The 21,121-nt window shown below is 60.9% G+C and carries 18 protein-coding genes; 8 read left to right on the top strand and 10 right to left on the bottom strand.

The window, feature by feature from the left end; translation table 11 throughout:
- Positions 1 to 25: 25 nt before the first annotated feature.
- A complete protein-coding gene (locus JWZ97_RS08460) occupies positions 26 to 1,078 on the top strand; it encodes a DMT family transporter (protein WP_205434328.1) in 1,053 nt (350 codons plus the stop codon).
- 311 nt (positions 1,079 to 1,389) lie between these two features.
- Here JWZ97_RS08460 and JWZ97_RS08455 read toward each other — a convergent pair whose 3' ends face one another.
- Positions 1,390 to 3,126, bottom strand: coding sequence for a GTPase domain-containing protein (locus tag JWZ97_RS08455; protein WP_205434327.1), 1,737 nt, complete (start codon positions 3,124 to 3,126; stop codon positions 1,390 to 1,392).
- Between the two features lie 195 nt (positions 3,127 to 3,321).
- Here JWZ97_RS08455 and JWZ97_RS08450 point away from each other — a divergent pair, with 195 nt between their 5' ends.
- Positions 3,322 to 4,515 carry a glycoside hydrolase family 57 gene (locus JWZ97_RS08450; protein ID WP_205434326.1) on the top strand — a complete coding sequence of 398 codons (1,194 nt, stop codon included), beginning with the start codon at positions 3,322 to 3,324 and terminating at the stop codon, positions 4,513 to 4,515.
- Between the two features lie 105 nt (positions 4,516 to 4,620).
- Here the strand turns inward: JWZ97_RS08450 and JWZ97_RS08445 are convergent, their stop codons facing one another.
- The 6 genes from JWZ97_RS08445 to dksA all read right to left on the bottom strand — a co-directional run bounded on the left by JWZ97_RS08445 (position 4,621) and on the right by dksA (position 9,704).
- Positions 4,621 to 6,051, bottom strand: a complete 1,431-nt coding sequence (locus JWZ97_RS08445; protein WP_205434325.1) for a sodium:solute symporter family protein — start codon at positions 6,049 to 6,051, stop codon at positions 4,621 to 4,623.
- Between the two features lie 42 nt (positions 6,052 to 6,093).
- On the bottom strand, positions 6,094 to 6,642 hold the full coding sequence (locus tag JWZ97_RS08440) for an SRPBCC family protein (protein WP_205434324.1): 549 nt from the start codon (positions 6,640 to 6,642) through the stop codon (positions 6,094 to 6,096).
- On the bottom strand, positions 6,642 to 7,145 hold the full coding sequence (locus tag JWZ97_RS08435; RefSeq protein WP_205434323.1) for a CYTH domain-containing protein: 504 nt from the start codon (positions 7,143 to 7,145) through the stop codon (positions 6,642 to 6,644). The genes JWZ97_RS08440 and JWZ97_RS08435 overlap by 1 nt, the downstream gene beginning before the upstream one ends.
- 40 nt (positions 7,146 to 7,185) lie before the next feature.
- The gene (locus tag JWZ97_RS08430; RefSeq protein WP_205434322.1) at positions 7,186 to 8,115 is read right to left on the bottom strand and encodes a LysR family transcriptional regulator; all 930 of its coding nucleotides are present in this window, start codon (positions 8,113 to 8,115) and stop codon (positions 7,186 to 7,188) included.
- 214 nt (positions 8,116 to 8,329) lie between these two features.
- Positions 8,330 to 9,256, bottom strand: a complete 927-nt coding sequence (gene gluQRS / locus JWZ97_RS08425) for a tRNA glutamyl-Q(34) synthetase GluQRS (RefSeq protein WP_205434321.1) — start codon at positions 9,254 to 9,256, stop codon at positions 8,330 to 8,332.
- 7 nt (positions 9,257 to 9,263) lie between these two features.
- Entirely contained in the window at positions 9,264 to 9,704 is a 441-nt protein-coding gene (dksA, locus tag JWZ97_RS08420) for an RNA polymerase-binding protein DksA (protein WP_205434320.1), read from the bottom strand.
- A 318-nt stretch (positions 9,705 to 10,022) separates the two neighbouring features.
- On the opposite strand from dksA, the gene JWZ97_RS08415 reads away from it, so the two are divergent.
- Positions 10,023 to 11,612, top strand: a complete 1,590-nt coding sequence (locus JWZ97_RS08415) for a cell wall metabolism sensor histidine kinase WalK (protein WP_205434319.1) — start codon at positions 10,023 to 10,025, stop codon at positions 11,610 to 11,612.
- Between the two features lie 11 nt (positions 11,613 to 11,623).
- Positions 11,624 to 12,307, top strand: coding sequence for a response regulator transcription factor (locus JWZ97_RS08410; protein WP_205434318.1), 684 nt, complete (start codon positions 11,624 to 11,626; stop codon positions 12,305 to 12,307).
- An 18-nt stretch (positions 12,308 to 12,325) separates the two neighbouring features.
- On the opposite strand, the gene JWZ97_RS08405 is transcribed toward JWZ97_RS08410, so the two are convergent.
- The 3 genes from JWZ97_RS08405 to JWZ97_RS08395 form a co-directional block, all read right to left on the bottom strand.
- The gene (locus tag JWZ97_RS08405) at positions 12,326 to 14,248 is read right to left on the bottom strand and encodes a PAS domain S-box protein (protein WP_205434317.1); all 1,923 of its coding nucleotides are present in this window, start codon (positions 14,246 to 14,248) and stop codon (positions 12,326 to 12,328) included.
- Between the two features lie 8 nt (positions 14,249 to 14,256).
- Positions 14,257 to 14,625 carry an exosortase system-associated protein, TIGR04073 family gene (locus JWZ97_RS08400; protein ID WP_205434316.1) on the bottom strand — a complete coding sequence of 123 codons (369 nt, stop codon included), beginning with the start codon at positions 14,623 to 14,625 and terminating at the stop codon, positions 14,257 to 14,259.
- 78 nt (positions 14,626 to 14,703) lie between these two features.
- The gene (locus JWZ97_RS08395) at positions 14,704 to 15,399 is read right to left on the bottom strand and encodes an SDR family oxidoreductase (protein WP_205434315.1); all 696 of its coding nucleotides are present in this window, start codon (positions 15,397 to 15,399) and stop codon (positions 14,704 to 14,706) included.
- Between the two features lie 143 nt (positions 15,400 to 15,542).
- Here JWZ97_RS08395 and JWZ97_RS08390 point away from each other — a divergent pair, with 143 nt between their 5' ends.
- The 4 genes from JWZ97_RS08390 (at position 15,543) to JWZ97_RS08375 (ending at position 21,106) form a co-directional block, all read left to right on the top strand.
- A complete protein-coding gene (locus JWZ97_RS08390; protein ID WP_205434314.1) occupies positions 15,543 to 17,375 on the top strand; it encodes an NAD(P)H-dependent oxidoreductase subunit E in 1,833 nt (610 codons plus the stop codon).
- Positions 17,372 to 18,103: a 2Fe-2S iron-sulfur cluster-binding protein gene (locus JWZ97_RS08385; RefSeq protein WP_205434313.1), complete on the top strand. Its 732-nt coding sequence runs from the start codon at positions 17,372 to 17,374 to the stop codon at positions 18,101 to 18,103. The genes JWZ97_RS08390 and JWZ97_RS08385 overlap by 4 nt, the downstream gene beginning before the upstream one ends.
- Positions 18,096 to 18,638 (top strand): NADP oxidoreductase, encoded by a 543-nt coding sequence (locus tag JWZ97_RS08380; protein WP_205434312.1) that lies wholly within the window; start codon positions 18,096 to 18,098, stop codon positions 18,636 to 18,638. The genes JWZ97_RS08385 and JWZ97_RS08380 overlap by 8 nt, the downstream gene beginning before the upstream one ends.
- Before the next feature lie 143 nt (positions 18,639 to 18,781).
- Positions 18,782 to 21,106, top strand: coding sequence for a DUF1631 domain-containing protein (locus JWZ97_RS08375; RefSeq protein WP_205434311.1), 2,325 nt, complete (start codon positions 18,782 to 18,784; stop codon positions 21,104 to 21,106).
- Positions 21,107 to 21,121 lie beyond the last annotated feature (15 nt).

Raw genomic sequence — 21,121 nt, 5'->3', positions numbered from 1 at the left:
CGGATATCTGGGAGGAGGGAAGGCGATGTATCAACATATCGTCAGCATAGGTCCGGGCGCTGCCCTGGCTGCGGCGTTTTTGTTCGGTCTTTCCGTGCCTGCCGCGAAATGGCTGTTGGCGGATGTGGGACCATGGGGTCTCGCAGGCTGGCTCTACGCCGGTTCCGGCCTCGGGCTTACGTTTTATCGCTGGGCCCGGCGCTTGCCGGCGACCTTTCCCGAAGGACGCGAATGGCTTAGCCTGGGCGCCTCCACGGTGCTGGGGGGCATGGTGGCCCCCGTGCTGCTGATGGTCGGCTTGAGCGGGCAGGGTGCCGCATCCGCTTCGTTATTGCTCAACGCCGAAGGCGTATTCACCACCCTGCTGGCCTGGTTCTGGTTCCGCGAGAATTTTGACACGCGTATCGCCATTGGGATGGTCGCCATCGTGGCGGGAGCCGCCGTGTTGGGGGTGCGAGAAGGCGGGGAACTGGCCTTGAGCAGCGGGGCCGCCGCCGTGTTGGGGGCCTGTCTGTGCTGGGCCGTGGATAACAATGTGACACGGAAGGTTGCGCATCTGGATGCCGTGTGGCTGGCCTCGGTCAAAGGGCTCGTCGCGGGTGCGGCCAATCTGGGGCTCTCGGCTTATCTCGGCGAGGGCTGGCCGGCGTGGGTCCCTGCAATGGAGGCCTTGCTGCTGGGATGGCTGAGCTATGGGGTGAGTCTAACCCTGTTCGTCGTGGGTCTGAGGCATTTGGGCACCGCCCGTACCAGTGCGTATTTTTCGCAGGCTCCGCTGTTCGGCGCGTTGTGCTCCGTGTTGCTGCTGGGGGAGCCGGTCGACTCCCGCTTGATCGCCGCCGCCGCGCTCATGGGGCTGGGGGTATGGCTGCATTTGACCGAGCGGCACAGCCATGAGCACACGCACGATGCGATCGAACACGATCATGTCCATGTGCACGACGAGCATCATCAGCACGAGCATGACGAACCGGCGCCGCCGGGAACCCGACACCGCCATCGCCACCGCCATGAGCCGCTGAGGCATAGCCATCCTCATTTTCCCGACATCCATCATCGGCATGGTCACCGACGATAAGGTGGTGCTGTATCGGATGAGCTACGGCTGATCGGGGCTTTCCACGCACTACGTCGTGATTTGCCTCAGCAGGGCGCAATCCGATGCGCTTGGTTGCGTGTAAGGTTTTGAAAAACCGTGGCTTTGTTCGTGGCGCGAGTTCTGCTAAGTAGTTACCGGTGTATCTTCCCTTTAACCGGCGACCGGGCTGTTCGCAGAAGGTTTGGAAATCTCCTCATCAAGTCGCCCGGCCATGCGATGCGCGCTTTAAAGCCGCCCGGTCGCCGGTCTTTTTTTATCCGTTTAACCGGATCATCTTTTCCCGATAGCCCCTATTTCAGCAACTGCTCGGCCTGGTTTATCGCTTCCGGGGCCAGATTGAAGCGCTCTGCGCCAGTCAATCGTTGCGGCAATTGGGTCAGCGGGTCGCGCACATGAAGCTCGAATAATCGACGCACGCGTTCCAGTTGGCGTTTTTTCAAGTCGGCTTCGGCCTTGTGCAGGTACCGTCCCAGGGCACTCTCGGCCAGCAGGCTGGTGAGCGACAGTATGGCCGGGGCCAGTATGAAGTCGTGTATACCCAGCCCGCCGGTGTGCAAAGCGACGGCCAGGGCGGCGGCGTCGGTGGTTACGCGCGTGGCGCGCAGGCTGTTCAGTATGGCCGGGTGCCGGCTCAAACGCTCATAGAGTTCGCGCGCGGTCGATTCGATTTCCGGACGAAAGGCGAGGCGGTAGGCGGCGATCTCCCGTTCGGCCTGTACTACGCCCCGGGAACGCGTTTCGCGCAACAGCTTGCCCAGTTCCCGCCACCAGTTTTCCAGGGCGTGTGTATCGGTGCTCCGGTCCAAGGCGCCGTCACCCAGCCGGATATACAGATGCTCGACGACATGGAGCAGGATGTCGGCTTCCTTGTCCGTTTCGTTCTTGCGTGAGGAGCCGAGGCGGGTCAGTTGGCGGACCGGCCAGGTCACCAACTTTCGGGCGTTCAACAATATGCCGGCCAGACCGGGGATTTCCAGCAGAACCAGGAGTTCCGCCATCGCCCGTTGGAAGGTTTCGTAATGGCGGGGTTGATCCAGATAGTCCCTTGTGTAGAGGGCCAGGGCTTCGTTCAGCGCTTCGGCTATCAGTGATCGCCATTCTTCGTGCGCCCGCTGTTCCGCACGCACCGGTGCCAGCCATTGCTCCCAATGTTGGCGCAGCAACTGCAAGGCCAGTTTTTCCGGATCGGTTCGTTTCACGGCGCGGGCCGCCCGGGCAACTTCGGTGCGCAGACGCGCCGTCCCCAGCTCCATTTCCCGCAGCGTGGCGGCATTCTCGGGATCGAGGTAGGGCAGGGCGACCACCTGCGGCACCGGGTCTTGTCGGACCACCTGCCATTTCTCCGCGAGCGAGCGCGCGAGGGTGGCGCCGACTTCGGAGGGTGTCTTGTTAAGACAAAATACCGTTTGTTGTGCCAGAGGCGCGAGCAGGGATACGGTCTCCCACACGGTCTGGTCGGCATATTTGTCCTTGCTGACCACCACCAGCAACACGTCGGCCAGGGCCGCGGCCCGTAGTACGCCGGCCTGATAATCGGCGGCGTCCACCGAGTCGAAATCCGGCGTGTCCCATACGACGCAGGCGGGCAATGCGGAGTCCGGTTGATGGACGCTCGAGGCCAGGCCATAGGCATCGTAACTCGCTTCCGGCAACTGGTCCGGCCGACAGCGTCGATACGTTCTGAAAAAATCGTCCAGCCAGCCCCAGTCACTGTCGTCCAGGTTGAGCGGGAAGCCCTGGGGATGCACGGTATAGCCGGCGAGCGGGCTGACCACGGCCTGGTCTTCGCCCAACAGCAAATTGACCACCGTGCTCTTGCCGGCCTGGGTAGGGCCGATGGCGGCGATTTGCAGCGGACGGTCGGGCGGGGCCTTGAGACTTTCCAGATAGGCCTGAGCCAGCGCGAGCGAGCCGAGCTGGGCCGACAAGGCGCGGGCGCGGCTTTCGTCGTGGCATTTGCCGAGCACTTCGCGGTAGCGGCGTTGCAGGGGGGCAACGGCGGCGAGCAGGGTGTCTAGTCGGTTCAAAGCGGGGGGCGGGGCTCGAAAAGCAGGATTGTACACGATGGCGTTGCGCATATTTTGCTCGTCTCGAATGCCTGGCAGCGCGGCGGATTTATGCGCAAAATAAACCAACCGCTGCCGGAAGGCAGCCACTCCCGGTTCGCGCGGGATAGCGAGCATCTTTTCGGCCAGCCCACATATCGCTTGGAGGTTATCGTCATGTCGCCCATACATCACGCACTGGTTTTGAACCTGCACCAGCCTCCGGGCAATTTCGATCTGCTGTTTGCGAACAACGACTGGGAAGCCAAGGAAATACTCTACGCCTACGACCGCATCGCCCGTTCGCTGTGGGGTTACGAGGATGTCGGGCGGGTGCATCTGTCGGTGTCCGGCTCCTTGCTGGAGGTCTTGTCGGACCCCGGCTTTCAACAGCGGGTGTACGGGATCGTCGATTGCGGCACCCTGCTTTGGCACTGGCAGAATCGCAACATCATCGATATCCTCGGCACCGGCTATTACCACCCGGTATTGCCGCTGATACCGGCCGAGGATCGCGAGGAACACCTGGTTCGCTGGCGCGGCATCGCCCGCCATTTGTTCTGGCGTGAGCATTTCGACGGCTTCTGGCCGCCCGAGATGGGTTTTTCGATGGAGCTGATCCCACTCCTGGCGGCCCAGGGCTACCGCTACGTCATCGTCGACAGTGAACATGTGGAGCCGATCGATGCGATCAGTTGGCAGGAGTTGCGCTATCGCCCGCATATCGCCCGACACGGTGGAGCCGAAATAATCGTCATCGTGCGCGACCGGGAGCTGTCCGATGCGCAGGAGGCGGGCATGGAGTATTCCTGGTTCGAGCACGAGGTCAAGCACCGCACGCATTGGTGCAATTTCGAGCCGCTGGTGACCACCTGCACGGACGGCGAGAACGGCGGCTGGTTCCGCAATGTCACCAAAGGCAGCAATTTTTGGACCTGCTTCTATCGCGAGCTCATGGACAATGCCCGCGACGAAGGCCCCATCCGCCCCACCTTCATTCACGATTATCTGGACCGCCATGGTGCCCACGGCGAGGTTCGGGTCAAGCAGGGCGCATGGAACACCGGCTGGCATCATGGCCGCGATTTCCTGCAATGGACCGGGTCGCAAACCCAGAAAGACGCGCTGGCTCGTGTTCGGGAAGTCAGCTCGGCATTCCATGCAGTTCGCGATCACGCCATCAGCGCCGAACTGCACGACCCGGCGCTCTGGCACGCCTTGGCGGAGGCCCAGTGGCGGCTGCTGCGCGCTGAGACCAGTTGCAACTTTTATTGGGGCGAGGACTGGGTGCCGCGCAGTCACGTCGATCTGGACGCAGCGCGCGCCGCACTCGACCAGATTGCCGTCGGTAAACCTCCGGCGTCCGCTTGATCCTCTCGTCTCGGAAATTCCGATATTGCTGGAACGCCTAGGTCATCCAGAAGATCACGCGCGTGTCGCCCAGGACGTGATGGACAGGCTGAGCCAGCCTTGGCGTCAATCCGGGGTTTCGTTGCCGCCGACTCCACGCGCACTGGCAGCACTAGGGGCGGATGACCAGGTTGGTTTCCAGCGTTCCAGCAGGCCCACGAACAGATAGGCCAACACGGCGAAAACCAGGGAGACCAGGTAAGGCGTGCTCAGCCCGAAGGCCTTGTCGGCCAGCAGCCAGCCCAGGATGCCCAGGAGCAGGGCGGCATAGGCGCTATGGTGCGCGCCATGGGAGGTGTACAGGCCGAACAGGATGACCACGAACACGCCCGCGCCGCCGAAGGCCGAGGCCTGCTCGACCAGGTCGTGGACGCCCTCCGATTGCAAGGCCAGGAGATAGGCGATCAAACCGTAGATGACCACCGCGACGCGGGCTACGCGGACCTTGGCGACCTCGCTGACCTGGCCGGCCATGGGCAGGATCAGGTTGTGCGAGGTGAGCGCCGCCGCGGCCAGCAGGGCGCTGTCGACCGTGGACAAGATGGCGGAAATCAGTGCGCCGGCGAACAGGATGTAGACGAATTCGGACAGATGCTGTTGGGCGAGTTTCGGCAGTATCTGTTCCGGGTCGTCCAAACCCGGCATGAGCCGCATGCCGGCCAGTCCGATCAGTACCGGCAGCAGGCCGACCGCGAGATAGATGCCTCCGCCCCAGAGGCAGGCGCCGCGCGCTACCGCGGACGAGCGGCTGGCCAGCACGCGGGATACCAGCTCCTGGGCGAACAGCGAGCCGGTCACAGGGATGGCCCAGGCTTCCAGCCGTTCCAGCGGCGGTTTGTCGCCGCCGAAGATATTCAGCCGGGCGGGATCGATGGCGTTCACGGTGGCGGCCAATCCGCCGTTGGCGTCCATGATGACGTAATACAGCATCCCTAAGCCCACGATCAGGGCGATGCCTTGCACGAAGTCGGTATACACGTCAGCCAGCAAGCCGCCATAGACCGTGTAGACGATCACCACGCCGGCGGCCAGGGTGATCGCCAGGTCCACCTCGAAACTCGAGGACGCCGAGATGACCTGGCCGAACGCCCGGATCTGCGCAGCGGCCCAGATCACCGAGGTGGGCGCCAGCATGAGGACGACCAGCTTTTCCACGCCCGGCGAATAACGCTGGCGGAACAGGTCGGCCAGGGTCGTCAATCGCATGCGCCACAGCGTACCCGCGAACAGCAGGCCCATCAGCAGCAGGCAGGCGGCATAGCCGAAGGGGTCCGCCGAGCCGCCCGACAGTCCGGATTTATAGACGGAGCCGGCTGCGCCGACGCAGGTTTCCGCGCCGAACCAGGTGGCGAAAACGGTAAAGGAACCGAAGCCCAGCCCCAGGCTGCGTCCGGCCAGGAGGTAGTCGCTCTCGTCGCGGATGCGCTTGGAAAGCACGATCCCGATGAATAATTGCACGAGTATGTAGGCGAAAATTCCGAGCAGTATGCCGTTCATGGGTCCGGAGCAAGGGCCGCGTGAGTGGGAGGAAGGAATGTGTTAGTCCGCGAGGGCGTCGTCGGCCGGTTTCAGACTCAAATGCTCGGGGACCGCTGCGATGCCGAAATGTCGAGCCAGGGCGATCAGATAGATGTCCATCGCTCCGTGATAGGACAGGAAGTAGCGCGTGAAGAAGCGCAAGAGGGGGTGGTGAATCTTGTCCCGCCCGGTGATGGTCAACACGGTGCCGCCGCAATCTTCGCGCGCCAGGTCGTAGTCCCAGGCCCCACTCAAGGGCAGCTCGTCCGCAACGAGCCGTGTGCGCAGGTGATGCGGTGGCTGCCAAGCCGTCACCCGGAACTGTACGCGGAGATCGCGGGTACAGAATTCGTACCAGGAAGGCAGGCCGTCCAGCTCCGGTCCGGATTCGACCCTGTCCAGGCCGGGGCGCCACAGCGGGTAGGCCTCGAAGTCGGTGATGACCGCAAATACCCGTTCGGGCGGCACGGGCAGCCGTATGCGGCTCGCCGCGGCGTGGGTCTTGGGCAGGCGCATCCCGATGAGGATGGCGGTCAGGAATAGAGCCAGCACGATGGCCAGGATGCTCATCAGTCTTGCGTATCGCGATCCGACGAGGGATTGGCGTGCCAATCCTTGTAGGGAGTTTTGGACAGGCTCGTGTTGTAATAGCGTATGTCGTCCGTTACTTCTTCGCCTACCCAGTCCGGGCGCTCGTAGCTTGCGTCGGGATGGTCGAGTTCGATTTCGGCCACGATCAAGCCGGCATTGTCGCCCGCGAATTCGTCGATTTCCCACAGATGGCCGGCAAAGTCGACGAAATGCCGCACTTTCTCGATCAGGGGTTTGCGCGCCAGACTGTCCAGCAAGTCCTCGCCGTCGGCGAGGGGAATTTCATATTCGTATTCGAGGCGCCGGGCGCCTATCGTGACGCTCTTGATGTTCAGCCAGGCCTGGTCGCCGGCCGTGCGCACGCGTATCGAACAGCCGACCTCGTCGTTGAGATAGCCCTGCCGCATCGGCAGCTTTTCGCGGGCCAGTGCTCGCCAGTCGTCGTTTTTCAAGAGGAATTTGCGTTCGACCTCGACGGCCATGATATTTCTTCCCTAATGTTGGAGCCTAAGGCTGGGCGCGTCAGTCCTGCTGGGGCATGGCCCATTCCTCCCAGGAAGGCATGGGCTGGAAGCGGCCGTGCAGGAAGTCCACGAAGGTGCGCACCTTGGCGGATAGATGCTTGCGGTGAGGATAGACCGCGTGGATTTCGAGCGGCGCGGGGATGTAGTCCGTGAGCACGGCCTTCAGGCGGTGCTTGCTCAAGTCCTGTCCCACCATATAGGTGGGCAGCAGGGCCAGTCCCAGCCCGCAAACGGCGGCGAGCCGCAAAGCGTCGGCCACGTTGGCTTCCAGGGTACCACTCACCTTGACGATCGTCTGTTTGCCGCTTTCGGGCTCGCTGAACAACCATTGATCGCGCGGCGGCATGCTGGTGTTGACCAGGCAGTTGTGCTTTTTCAGGTCGTTGGGCGTCAAGGGAATGCCGCGTTTTTCGAAATAGCCCGGGGCGCCGCAGACCACTCGTTGCGAGCTCCCCAGCTTGCGGGCGATCAGGCTGGAATCGTGCAAGTCTTCTAGCTGTATGGCCAGATCGAAACCTTCCTCGATGAGGTCGACCTGCCCGGCCTGCAACACCAATTCGACGTTCACGTCGGGATAGAGTTCGTTGTAGGCCGCGATGGCCGGGGCCAAGTGGTAGGCGCCGAAGAAAGGCGTGGCGTTCAATTTGAGCGTGCCGCGCGGTTCGGTCTGCAGGCGAGTGACCGCCAACTCGGTTTCCTCGATGTCACCCAGGATCTGCTGGCAGCGTTCGAGGTAGACCAGTCCGACCTCGGTCAGATTCAGGTTGCGCGTCGTCCGATTGAGCAGCCGTATGCCCAGGCTGTTTTCCAATTGCATGACATGCTTGGTCGCCATCGCCCGCGACAAATTCAATTCTTTGGCCGCCGCTGCGAAACTGCCCGCTTTGGCGACCTTGGTGAAGACGATCATGCTGGTGAGTTTGTCCATGCCATGCCATTTAGTTATCTTGATTGCCGAAACAATCAATAAAAAATTTGTTTATTGTACACCCAGAAATGCAGTTTTTCGTCAAAGTGTCATAAAAGCTGGGATGGCGGCGCGCGGCGTATTTTTGTCCGGTTGGCGGTTCGCCGCAAGCCGAACCCGCGCAGTCCCTGTTGGCAGGCGAACACCAAATTCAGGGTAGCGGGGTTCGGCTCGCTTATGTGGACGAAAGGCCGTCTTCCTTCAGGCGGCTGACGTCCCAATGCCTGATCGCCCAATCCAGGAGCGCTTCCTTGGGCGCTTCCGACAAATCGGCCGGGGGATTCTGCCGCAACATCGTCAGTAGTCGGTACAGCGTGGCGGACGGCCGGGCGAGCGGAACGGCCGCGGCGCCGGTCTGTTTGCTGAGCTTGACGCCGGTCCGGTCGGTGACCACGGGTATGTGCAGATAGTCGGGGGTGGGCAGGCCCAGTTCCTGCTGCAGGATGATCTGGCACGGCGTGGCGGCCAGCAGATCCGATCCGCGGAGCACCTCGCTTATTCCGGATCGTGCGTCGTCGACGACGGTGGCCAGGTGATAGGCGTAGACGTCGTCGCGTCGGCGCACGATGAAATCCCCGATTTCGCGGCTGAAATCCTGTTGATAGCGTCCCTGCAGTTTGTCATTGAAAGCGACGATGCGTCCCCCGGCGCGCAACCGCAAGGCATGCGCCTGCTCGGGATGGCGTGTCGCGTCCCGGCAATGGCCGAGGTAGATACCGGTCTCCCCATCGTCACCCGGGTTCATCCGCAACTGCTTGCGGGAGCAAGTGCAGCGGTAGGTCAGGCCCCGGTCGACGAGTTGGCCCAATGCCTGGCGATAGTCGTCGAGATGGGTACTCTGCGAAGTGACGGGGCCGTCCCAGGTCAAGCCGAAGTATTCGAGGGTCTGCCGTATCCTGTCGGCCGCGCCGGGCACGACGCGGGGCCGGTCGATGTCGTCTATGCGCAGCAGCCAAATCCCGCCTCGCGCGCGCGCCTGTAGAAAGCTCGCCAGAGCGGTGTAAAGGGAGCCGAGATGCAGGGGACCGGTCGGCGATGGTGCGAACCGGCCCCGGTAAGGCGGCGGAGATGTCGTACTTCCCGTGTCGGCGGTGTCGAGCAAGCCGCACTCAGCCGATTTGTTTTTCGCGGATCTCGTCCAGCGTTTTGCAGTCGATGCATTGCGTCGCCGTCGGTCTGGCTTCGAGACGCCGAATGCCGATTTCCACGCCGCAGGTTTCGCAATAGCCGTAGTCGCCCCTTTCGAGGTTCTCCAGCGATTCCTCGATTTTCTTGATCAGCTTGCGCTCGCGATCACGGGTCCGCAATTCCAGGCTGAATTCGGATTCCTGCGTCGCACGATCGTTGGGGTCGGGGAAGTTGGCCGCTTCATCCTGCATGTGATGCACGGTCCGATCCACTTCCTGCATGAGTTCCGATTTCCAGCTCTGCAGGATGCGGCGGAAGTGCTCCAACTGCCCTTCGCTCATGTACTCTTCGCCTTCGCTGGGCTGGTAGGGGGGGAAGCTGAAAGGCGTGATTTGAGCTTCAGTTGCTTTGGCGCTGGACATCCATTAACTCCTAAACCGGTATCATGAAAACCTGCAATAGATATCAGAAAGCCGGGATACTGGCAACTGGCCGGGTCGGCGATACCGCGGTGCGGTTTCTTCCCGGTAGCGGCGCCATTTTCGGTTTCGAAGCGTGCATTATAGGTCACGTCTCGGTGGGACGGGAACGAAAGAAATGCCCGTCTGGCCTGAGTTAGGATTCGATGAGGAACGGATTAATTTTGCATGATGGCCTCACAATGATGCGAAACTAGTGCCGCCCCGTAGGACTCCAGCCCGAACCTGATGACCCTGCCTACCCTCATTTCCCGATTCTCCATGCTGAGAGTCCGCTTGGCTCTGGTCCTGGGGCTCACGCTGGCATTCGTGGTGTTCCTGGTGCTGGTGCTGTTCCGCGGGACGGACCGGGTTGCGGTTTATTTCCATCGTACCCAGACAGCTTACGAGGTATTCGACCGTTACCAGGATTTGTCCCACGAGGCCTACCGGCACTTCAAACAGCGCATGGATTTGCATCTGCTGGACGGTCCCAACAGCCGATCGGACGTGGACTTGTCGCGCCAGCGCGTGTCCGCGGCGATCGAGCGCTTGCGCGACACAGTGGCGGGTAGCCGGAACGAGGAGGTGCCCAGCGGCGCGGCGGCTCAGCCCACCTCGCTGGAATACGTCGCGAAGTTGACCGCTTTCCTGGAGTCCGCCATGTATCGTTTCGACGAGGCGGAAACGTTGCGGCGCAGCGGCAAGCGCCAGGAGTCGCTGGCCCTGCTGTCCAGTATCCTGGACGAGGATATCGACCACAATTTCCAACCCTTGATCGATGCAGCCATCGCCGCCGAACGCGAACAGGCGCTGATTTCCCGGGAGCGCCTGGTGGCCCTGGTGGACAAGCTGCAATGGGCGGGTACGCTGGCGGCGAGCTTCGCGGCCGTTTTCAGCATCACCGCCGGGACCTTGCTGTTCCGCAGCATCCGTCGCCCCATCGAGGCCTTGATGCGCGGTACCGACGAAATCGCCGCCGGCAACATGGATTATCGGATAGCCCTCGAAACGCGGGACGAATTCGGCTATCTGGCCCGGCATTTCGACCAGATGGCGGAAGGTTTGCAGCGGCAGCAGGAAAATCTGCAGGAAGCGAGCAACGTGCTGGAGCAGAAGGTCGACGAACGGACCCGGCAGCTGCACCGGGCGATCGAGGAGCAGCGCCGCATGGACGATGCCCGGCGTCAGTTCTTCGCCGATATCAGCCACGAGCTGCGCACGCCGCTCACCGTCATTCGGGGGGAGGCCGAGGTCACCCTGCGCGGCCGCGATCGCGACGCCGAGGAGTACAAGGAAACCTTGTACCGCGTTCAGGAATTGGCCGTGCAGTTGAGCAAACTGGTCAACGATTTACTGTTTCTGGCCCGAGCGGAGACGGCCACGCTCCAGTTCGAGCGGGAGCGGGTTGATCTGAACGGATTAGTGGCCAATGTAGCGGAAGATATCGAGGTTCTGGCTTACGATAAGTCCATCGCCGTCGAACTGGACAATGTGCCGGCGCCGGTCTGGGTGTGGGGCGATAAGCAGCGCTTGCGCCAAGTACTGTTCGTCCTGGGTGACAACGCCTGCCGTTATTCCCGCCCCAACGGTCGTATCGCCATCACCTTGCGCACCGATGGCCGTGTGGCAACCTTGACCGTCAACGACCAGGGCATAGGCATAGCACCGCACGAGTTGGAACTGATCTTCGACCGTTATTACCGCAGCACCAACGCCCGCCGCTCGGCGGAAGACGGCACCGGTCTGGGACTGCCGGTGGCCAAGACCATCGTCAAGGCCCATGGCGGCGAGATTTCCGCCTCCTCGGCGGAAGGGGCCGGAACCACCTTCATCGTGAAACTGCCGCAAGTTCAAGAAAGCGAGACATAAAACAGCATTCCATGGCAAGCATATTGTTGGTCGAGGACGACGAGCGCATCGTCGAGTTTTTGCGGCGGGGGCTCGCCGCCGAAGGCTACCGGGTGGAAGTCGCCCGCACCGGGAGGGAGGCCATAGGCTTGGCGACGGGCGGGGATTTTCAGCTCGTCGTGCTGGACCTCATGCTGCCGGACATGAACGGCCGCCAGATTTGCGAGCATCTGAGATCGGAGCGTGTGGACACTCCCATCCTCATGTTGACGGCCATGGATACCGTACAGGACAAGGTGGCGGGCTTGCGTGCCGGTGCCGACGATTACTTGACCAAACCGTTCGCGTTCGAGGAGCTATTGGCACGCATCGAAGTGTTGCTGCGTCGCAGGGGAGGGGAGGTGCCTACGGTCACGACGACGCTGCAGGTCGGCGATCTGATCTTGAGCCGGGAGACGCACGAAGTACGCCGCGGCGAGCGCCCCATCGAATTGACGCCCAAGGAGTTCGCTCTGCTGGAATGCTTCATGAGCGCGCCCGGCAAGGTCTTGAGCCGCACGCGCATCCTCGAACAGGTGTGGGGTTACAGCGCGGATCCGCTGACCAACGTGGTCGATGTCTACGTGCGCCAACTGCGCCGCAAGATCGACGACGACCACGAGCTCAAGCTGTTCAAAACGGTGCGCGGCTATGGCTACAAACTGGATACCGCCTGAAGGTATTCATGGGTAGGGTCAGGTGACCGTCAGTACCACCAGGGTCACGTCGTCCTCGCAAGGTATTTCGCCGCAGTAGGCGCAGAGTTCGGCCAGCAGCTTGTCGACCACCGCTTGCGGGTTGTCGTCGCGAAACGAAACGAACAGTTCGCTGAGTTGTTCGAGGCCGAAAAACTCGCCCTGCCGATTGCGCGCGTCGGTAATCCCGTCGGTGTACATCAACAAACGGTCACCGGGGCGCAGCGTGACGGATTTTTCCTCGAATTGGATTTGCCGGTCGACACCTAGGATCAGGCCTTCGGCGTCCAGCGACTCGCATTCGGCCGTTCCCGCGCGCAACAGCAGGGCGGGCGGGTGACCGGCGTTGGCATAGCGCAGTTCCCGGGTCACGGGTAGAAACCTGAGAATAAACAGGCTGATGAAAAGGTCGGATCCGTTCAGGTCGTCGAACAGCAATGAGTTGAGATCGCAGAGGACGGACCCCGGCCCGCGGCCGCTCGTATTCCGGTGACGGGTTTCAGCGCGCAGGCAGCTGCGCGCTTCCGCCATGATGAGCGCAGCGCCCATGCTATGCCCCGAGACATCGGCGATGACTACGTCCAGCGCCTCGCCGGCCGGGTAATAGTCGAAATAGTCGCCGCCCACATGATTGGCCGTGGCGCAGGTGCCGGCCACCCAAAGGTCCAGATAGCGCAGGGGCGCTTTGGGCAGCAAAGACGTCTGTATTTGCCTGGCGATCTCCAATTCACGGCGCTCCGCTTCGGCTTGCCGGCGTACGGTGACGTCGTCGAGTATGCCGATGAAATGAGTGACCTCGCCGTTTTCGTCGCGTACCGGGGAAATTTGCAGTTCGTTCCAGAAGGGTTCGCCGTTCCTGCGATAGTTTTTGATCACCAGCTGGCAGCTTTCGCCTTGGGTAAGCGCTTCGTGGATTTGCGCCAGCTCTTTTTCCCCGGTATCGCGGCCCTGCAACAGGCTCATGTTGTGATTGATCAATTCCTCGCTGCTGTAGCCGGTGATGCGGCTGACCGCCGGATTGACATATAAGTTGGGCGCGCCGGGCTTGCGCGCGTCGCCGATCACGATGCCCACACTGGCGGCTTCGATGGCTCGGTCGCGTAGCTTCAACGCATCTTCATAGGCTTTCCGGCGGGTGATGTCATGGTCTACGCCCAGCCATTTGACCAGTCTCCCCGCGTCGTCGAATACCGGCGAGCCGGTCGATTCGGTGTAAACGACATGACCGTCATGGTGCCGGTAGCGGTTGACCAGATGGTGGAACGCCTGATGACTTTGGATAGGTTCGACCATTTCTCGCTCACGCTGGGCGAGGTCTTCGGTGCGGGTGAATTCGAGGTAGCTGTGCCCGATGAGTTCTTCGGGGCGGTAGCCCAAAATCGCGGTTACGGCTGCGCTGCAATAGGTGTAACGCCCGTCGGCGTCCTGTTCCCACAGCCATTCGCCGCTCATCTCCGCGACTTGGCGGAAGCGCGACTCACTTTCCGCGAGGGCCTGCCGGCTGTTTTTTTCCTGGGTGATGTCCTGCCGGATGACCAGATAGTGAGTGATGGTCCCGTCCGGGTCGCTGATCGGCGTGATGCTCTCGCGTGCCCAGTAGGCTTGGCCGTCTTTCTTGTGATCGAGAATTTCCCCGCGCCACACACGGCCTTCGCGCAAGGTGCTCCACAGGCCGCGATATCGCCCGGTCAAGCTGGAGTCCGGGCCGAACCAATGGGTGTATCCGCCGACGACTTCGTCGGCTTGGTAACCGCTGAGCTGGGTAAAGCTGGGATTGACGTATTCGATGATCCCATCGGCCCGCGCGATGATCAGCGCATGGGGGCTTTGTTGTATGGCGCGCGAGAAGAGGTAGAAGAGTTCCTCGCGTTTTTCGCGGGCGGCACCCGATAAGTTGACGCCCGCCTTGGGGTGCTTGCTCACGGCCTCATTCAGTTAGTCGGCTTGAATATAGGGCCGTATTGCGTGTCGCTGGAGAAATCCTGCCAAACGAATTGAGGTCGCGTGATGGGTTGGGTCGGGATGGGCGCAGTCAACAGGTCGGCCGTACCGGTCATCACGCGTCCGACCATGTGCGCGACCCCTTTGACCAGGCCCCCAGTGGCGCCGAACAACAGGTTCACCTGGTTGGAGGTGTTGATCACATTTTTGGGTAATTCCACCCAGCAGAGTGCGATATTGCTGATTCCGGACAAGGCTTTGTTGCCGACGGTCGTGCCGTAGTCTTCGGTTTGCGCGTACGCCTGCGGTCCGACAAGCAGGGCGGCGGAAATGGCAAGAGTAGCGAATAGCTTGGTCATGATGCGCCTCGGGGGTTGAGATATCGGCCGGGTGAGTTTCGGGCAAGGGTAGGCAAGCCGGCGGTTTTTATCAAATGTTCACCAGGGCAGTTCCTCGCCCTTGAAATTCAAGAAACGTCCGCTGTCCTCCGGGCGAAAATTTTCGATTATCCGGATCATGCCGGCGATGCTTTCTTCCGGTTCGGTGGGAGCCTGGCTGCCCCCCATGTCGGTCTTGACCCAGCCGGGGTGCAGGATCAGAACCCCGATGCCGCGCGGTCGCAAATCGATGGCCAGGCTTTTCATCGCCGAATTGAGTGCGGCCTTGCTGGATCGATAAAGGATGGAGCCGCCGCCCCGGTTGTCGCCCATGCTGCCCATCAGGCTGGTGATGGGCACGATGAGTTTGCGCCGGCTGCGTTCCACATGGGGCAGAAAAGCCTCGGCGAATTTGACCGGAGCCAGGGTGTTGATGGTCAGCGTTTCCGTCCAGCGCCGATAATCCAGCGCGCCGAAGCCTGTTTCTGCACTGTCTCCGTAGACGGCGGCATTGAGCAACAATACGTCGATGGTTTCGTCGGCCAGCCGCTGGGCAAGATCGTCGATATGTGCGAAGTCGCTTACGTCCAGGGCGTGTACGGCCAGGCCGGGATAGCGCGCCGCCAGGGCGTTCAGTTCGCGCGCGTCGGCCGGCTTGCGGCAACAGGCATGGACACGCCAGCCGGCGTCGGCGTATTGCCGGCTGAATTCGAGCCCCAGTCCGCGATTGGCGCCGGTGATCAAGATGGTAGTCATCAAGTGCCCCATTTGCTGTTTATGCTTGGGATTATGCCATGGGACGTGCAAATGAGCGCGTGCGGCGGGCCGTGCTGACGGTTGCCGGCTTTCTATAATCCATTAAGCTTGTAGAACCAAAAACGAGTTCAATGGAGTTGCTCATGTCCGCTATCGATGTCGAAGCTCTGCTGACCATAGTCCGGAATCACGGCAACCGACCGACGCAACTGCTCCAGATTTTGCGCGAAGTGCAGGACCGCTTTCGTCATGTGCCGCACTGGGCGATCGAGCAGATCTCCGAGGTCATGGGGGTGCCGCGCACCCAGATTCAGGGTGTGGCGGAGTTTTACAGCTTTCTGTCGCTGGAGCCGCAGGGCCGGTTCCACATCTTGCTGAGCGATTCCATCAGCGATCACTTGCTCGGTAGCCGCGAATTGGGCGCCTATCTTTGCGAACGCCTGCGCGTTCAGCCGAATGAAACCCGCAACGACGGGCGGGTCAGTTTCGCCTACACCTCCTGTACGGGGTTGTGCGATCAGGGGCCCGCCGGCTTGGTGAATGGGCAATGGCTGGCGCAACTGGATCGGGCCAAGGTCGACCGTATCGTCGAGTTGGTGGAGACCGACGTCCCGCTGAGCTCGTGGCCGGCCGAGTTGTTCGGCGTCGCGGACAACGTTCGCCGGACCGGGCTGCTGCTGGACAACCCGGTCGTACCGGGTAGCGCCTTGCGCGCATCGCTGCAGCGAGGGCTGGAGGCGACCTTCGCCGAATTGGAAAAGTCCGGGCTGCGCGGGCGTGGCGGAGCCGGATTCCAGACGGCCTGGAAGTGGAAATTCTGTTTCGAGGGGCCGGAGGAGTTGGCCGTTTGCCCGACGGACAAGGGACAGCAAACCGTCGAACGCTACGTGGTCTGCAATGCGGATGAGGGCGAACCGGGCACTTTCAAGGACCGCATGTTGCTGCACAGCCACGCCCATCAGGTATTCGAAGGTATGACCCTGTGCGCGGACATCGTCGGCGCCCGGCAGGGCTTCCTATATCTACGCGGTGAATATCTCGCGCTGCGTCCTACGCTCGAAGCTGTACTGGCGGAGCGTCGAACCGCCGGTTTGTTGGGAAACGGTATCCTGGGAAGGCCGGACTTCGATTTCGACATCGAAATACACATGGGCGCTGGAGCTTATATCTGCGGCGAGGAGTCCGCCTTGATCGAGTCGCTGGAAGGCAAGCGCGGCGTGCCGAGGAATCGTCCGCCGTACCCCGTCACCCACGGCTATCTGGGCCGGCCCACCGTGGTGAACAACGTGGAGACATTCGCAGCCGCCGCCGCCATTGGCTTGAAAGGCGGCGACTGGTTCGCCGCCCACGGGACGGAAAAAGCCAAGGGCAGCAAGCTGTTGAGCATCTGTGGCGATTGCGAGCGTCCGGGCATATACGAATATGATTTCGGTGTCAGCCTCGCCGAAATCCTGCGCGACTGCGGAGCGCGCGATCCTCTGGGCATACAGGTCGGCGGGCCTTCAGGGGTTTTTGTCTCCGCCAGAGAATTCGACCGCAAGCTGGCGTTCGAAGACTTGGCGACCGGCGGCTCCTTCATGATCTTCGATCAAAGTCGCGACATACTGGCGATCGCCCGCAACTTCACCCAGTTCTTCGCACACGAAAGCTGCGGATTCTGCACACCTTGCCGGGTGGGTACCTCGTTGCTGAGCAACACGCTGGACAAGATATGCGACGGTCACGGCACGCCACACGACTTGGTCGAACTCACAAAGCTAGGAAAGCTGGTCAAGGGCGCCAGCCATTGCGGTCTGGGGCAAACGGCGGCCAACCCGGTACTCAGCACCTTGGAGCGTTTCCCCGAGCTCTACGAGTCCCGCCTCAAGACGATCAGCTTCGAGCCGGGATTCGATTTGGACGGGGCTTTGGCCACGGCACGCCGACTGAGCGGGCGCGATGACGCCTTGGCCCATCTGGAACAGGAGGGATTATGAGCATCCATACCATAAGCATCGATGGACAGACCGTTCCTTTCGAGGACGGCGATACCGTGATGAGTGCCGCCACGCGTGCCGGCATCTACATCCCTCATCTATGCCATAACCCGGAATTCACGCCTCATGGCAGTTGCAAACTCTGCACAGTGAAGGTGAACGGGCGCAACTGCACGGCTTGCACCTTCCCGGCCGACGAAGACCAGACCGTGTTGAACAATACGCCGGAATTGACCGAGCTGCGGCGGACCATCACCCAGATGCTGTTCGTGGAAGGCAACCATTTCTGCCCTTCCTGCGAAAAAAGCGGCAATTGCCAGCTTCAGGCGGTGGGTTATCACCTCAATATGTTGGATGGCCACTTTCCTCATTTCTATCCGAGCCGCGAGGTCGATGCATCGCACCCCGACATCCTGCTCGATCGCGACCGATGCATATACTGCGAATTATGCGTTCGTGCTAGCCGGGAGGCGGACGGCAAGAACGTATTCGCCATCGCCGGGCGCGGCGTGCTCAATCATCTGGTCGTGAATTCCGCGAGCGGCCTGCTCAAAGACAGCGACTTGCAGGCGAGTGACAAGGCCGCCGACGTTTGTCCGGTCGGCGCCATTCTCGTCAAGCGGCATGGCTTCGAAGCACCGATAGGGGCGCGTATCTACGATAGGCAAACTTTGGCTGAAGCCAGCCTGGCGCGGGAAATGCGCCCGGAGGGAGCGGAAAATGAGTAATAAAATCAAAGTGGCGACGACTTCTCTCGCCGGGTGCTTCGGCTGTCACATGTCTTTTCTGGACATCGACGAGCGCATTTTGGATTTGGCCGAGGTGGCCGAATTCGACCGCTCACCGATTACGGATATCAAGCATTGCAGCGATAAGGTGGATATCGGCTTGATCGAAGGCGGTTTGTGTAACGCGGAGAATGTGCACACCCTGCGGGAATTTCGTGAGCATTGCAAAATCCTGGTTGCGGTAGGAGCCTGCGCCATCAACGGCGGCATACCCGCCATGCGCAATCATATTCCCTTGGAAGAGTGCCTGGAAGAAGCCTACTTGCACGGCGTAGGGGTGGAGAATCCGCGCATTCCGGACGATCCTGAATTGCCGCTGCTGTTAAACAAGGTTCATCCCATCCACGAAGTCGTCAAGGTGGACTACGTGCTACCCGGCTGCCCACCTTCAGCGGATGTGTTTTGGAAGTTTCTCACCGATCTGGCGTCCGGCCGCGAGCCATCCTTGCCCTACGAACTCGTGCATTACGACTGAGCCTGTCCTCCCTGGGCGAGCGACCGGCGTTTCGTTTTTGCGAGCGAGGTCACGTCTAGCCCGAGCCAATTCATTTACCCTTTAGCCACGCCCAGAACTTGCCTGACGCGCGCCATCAGGTCTTCACTTCGGGAGAAGCAGTCATGGTTACTCAGGAATCCAAAGTCGTCTCGTTCGAATCTCTCCAAGCCAAACAGCGTGATGCCGTCAGACGATCGGATTCGAACCGACTGATTGCCGAGTGCCGCTCGATTTTTAAAGAGCGGACGGAGGATCTCCTGCAGTCGCTGTTCGCACAGGCCGATGACGAACTGTTCAAGCTTTCGGACAAAGCCGAAAACGCAAACCTGCAGACCGTCTATTTCGACTCGATGCGCTATGTCAGGCGCGAGCGGGAGTCGATAGAGCAGAACTACACGAAATCTTTGTTGGAACGGTACGACGAGTTCTGGCGTCACCGTGCGGCTCCATTCGGGGTCATAAAAAAAGCCGAGCCGCAGCCTCGGGACGAAGATGATTTTGAACTGATGGAAAACGCCAATCTTGAGGAAAATCTGGCGATCAATACCCTGGTTCAGAAGGGCAATAACCTTTTTCATCTCGAACTATTCGGGCTCAACAAGCGGTTCGGCGCCTTGCTAAACCGCGATGAGATCGCCTTGGAAAACAATCCGCTAGCGCCCGCCGCGCTGTGCCATACGTTCGAAAGCGTCGTCAAACCTCATGACATTGACCTAAAGGTCAAGTTGTTGATTTATAAGCTGTTTGATAGAGCGGTCGTGAGTGCTTACGGAACGGTCTACCACGAGATCAACAGCTACTTGATCGGCGAAGGCGTCTTGCCTTCGATCGCCCGCACCATCAAGCGTCATCCTGGCGGCACTTCGCCCGAACCGGGTCAAACCGCGCAAAGAATCACGCGCGCCTTGGAAGAAGCGGAGTCGGGCGACAGCTCCGCCTATCTGGAAGCTTTTCAGGCCATGCAGTCCTTGCTTGATGGCTGGCGTACTCAGCTAGGCATACCGTCGTATGCCAGTGCCGCCCCCGACGGGGTCGTCGTCGAGCCGGGCGAAGTCCTCAATGCGCTCAGCGTCTTGCAGCAACCGGCGCCTTGGCCGGGTGGCGAGCGCATGGCCGGCGGCGAAGGGCTGAAGCTTTTTGTCGCCAATCAGCTCGGTAAGTTGCAGGCGGATGATCAGAAGCGCCCGCTGGGTAGACTGGAAGAAGACATCATCGACATGGTGGCGATGATCTTCGATTTCATCCTGGAAGACCGGAATCTTCCCGACCCGGTTAAAGCCTTGATCGCCCGGCTGCAGATTCCGGTGGTCAAGGTCGCGATCCTCGAAAAATCGTTCTTTGCCCGCAAGAATCATCCCGCCCGGGTCTTACTCAACAGCCTGGCGCAAGCCGGTTTAGGTCTGGATATAATCGACAGCACCAGCAACAACCCGGTTTTCAAGAAGATCGAGGAAGTGGTGGGCCGTATATTGGCCGAATTCGATCAGAACGTGGAATTGTTCGCCGAGTTGCTCGCCGACATTTCTCAGTTCTTGGAACGGGACGAGCAGCGCAGTCAGATCGCCGAGGAGCGGACGCGGCAGACGACGCAAAGCCGGGAGCAGCTGCTGCTCGCCAAGAAGCAAGTGGCTTATGAGATCGCCCAGAAGGTGCATGGCAAAAACTTGCCCGAAGTCGCACTCTCTTTCCTGTACAACGCCTGGAAGGATGTCCTGGTCTTGGCTTGGTTGCGGCGGGATAAAGAGCCCGAGCAGTGGCTGCGATCCTTGGATCTGGTGGAAACCCTGATCAAGACGGCCACGGTTCCCGTCGATACCGCAACGAGGCAGGAACTCGTGCAATCCATTCCTCTCTTGCTTAAAAATATCAAGGAAGGTCTGGAAAGCATCTCGTACGATCCCGCACAAACGACTCAGGTGCTCAGGGATCTGCAAACCATGCATGTGCACTGCCTGCGAGCTCAACCGGGGGCGGAGACGCTGCGTAAAGCGGCTTCCGTCACGATCCGGGATCCCGAGCTGGCCGAAGCGATACAGGTAATCAAGGCGAATCTGCCCGATATCGACGACATAGACATGGAGGAGGCCAGTGGCCACATACCGGCTGGCCTGCCGGATCAGGAAAAATCACCGGCCGATGAATTCGACCAGCGTGCGGAAGCGCTTCCTATCGGCGAATGGCTGGAGTTCAGCGATGTGGGACCCGCGACCTTGCGCGCCAAGCTCTCATGGAAAAGCCATGTGACCTCGCTCTACGTTTTCGTTAGCCGCAAGGGGGTCAAGGTGGCTGAAATGAGCATGGAGGACTTGGCAATGCACCTGCGCGCGGGAACCGCCAAAATCATCGAAGGAAGCGGGGTACCGCTGATGGATCGCGCCCTATCTGCGCTGATGCAAACGCTGAAGAGCCCGGCGCTAAAATCCGAGGCGACCGACCTGCTTGCCTGAGGTCGATCGCCGGTT

It is taken from the genome of Methylococcus sp. EFPC2, from assembly GCF_016925495.1.
In the GTDB taxonomy this organism is placed as follows: Bacteria; Pseudomonadota; Gammaproteobacteria; order Methylococcales; family Methylococcaceae; genus EFPC2.
This window is presented reverse-complemented; position numbering and strand designations above follow the sequence as displayed.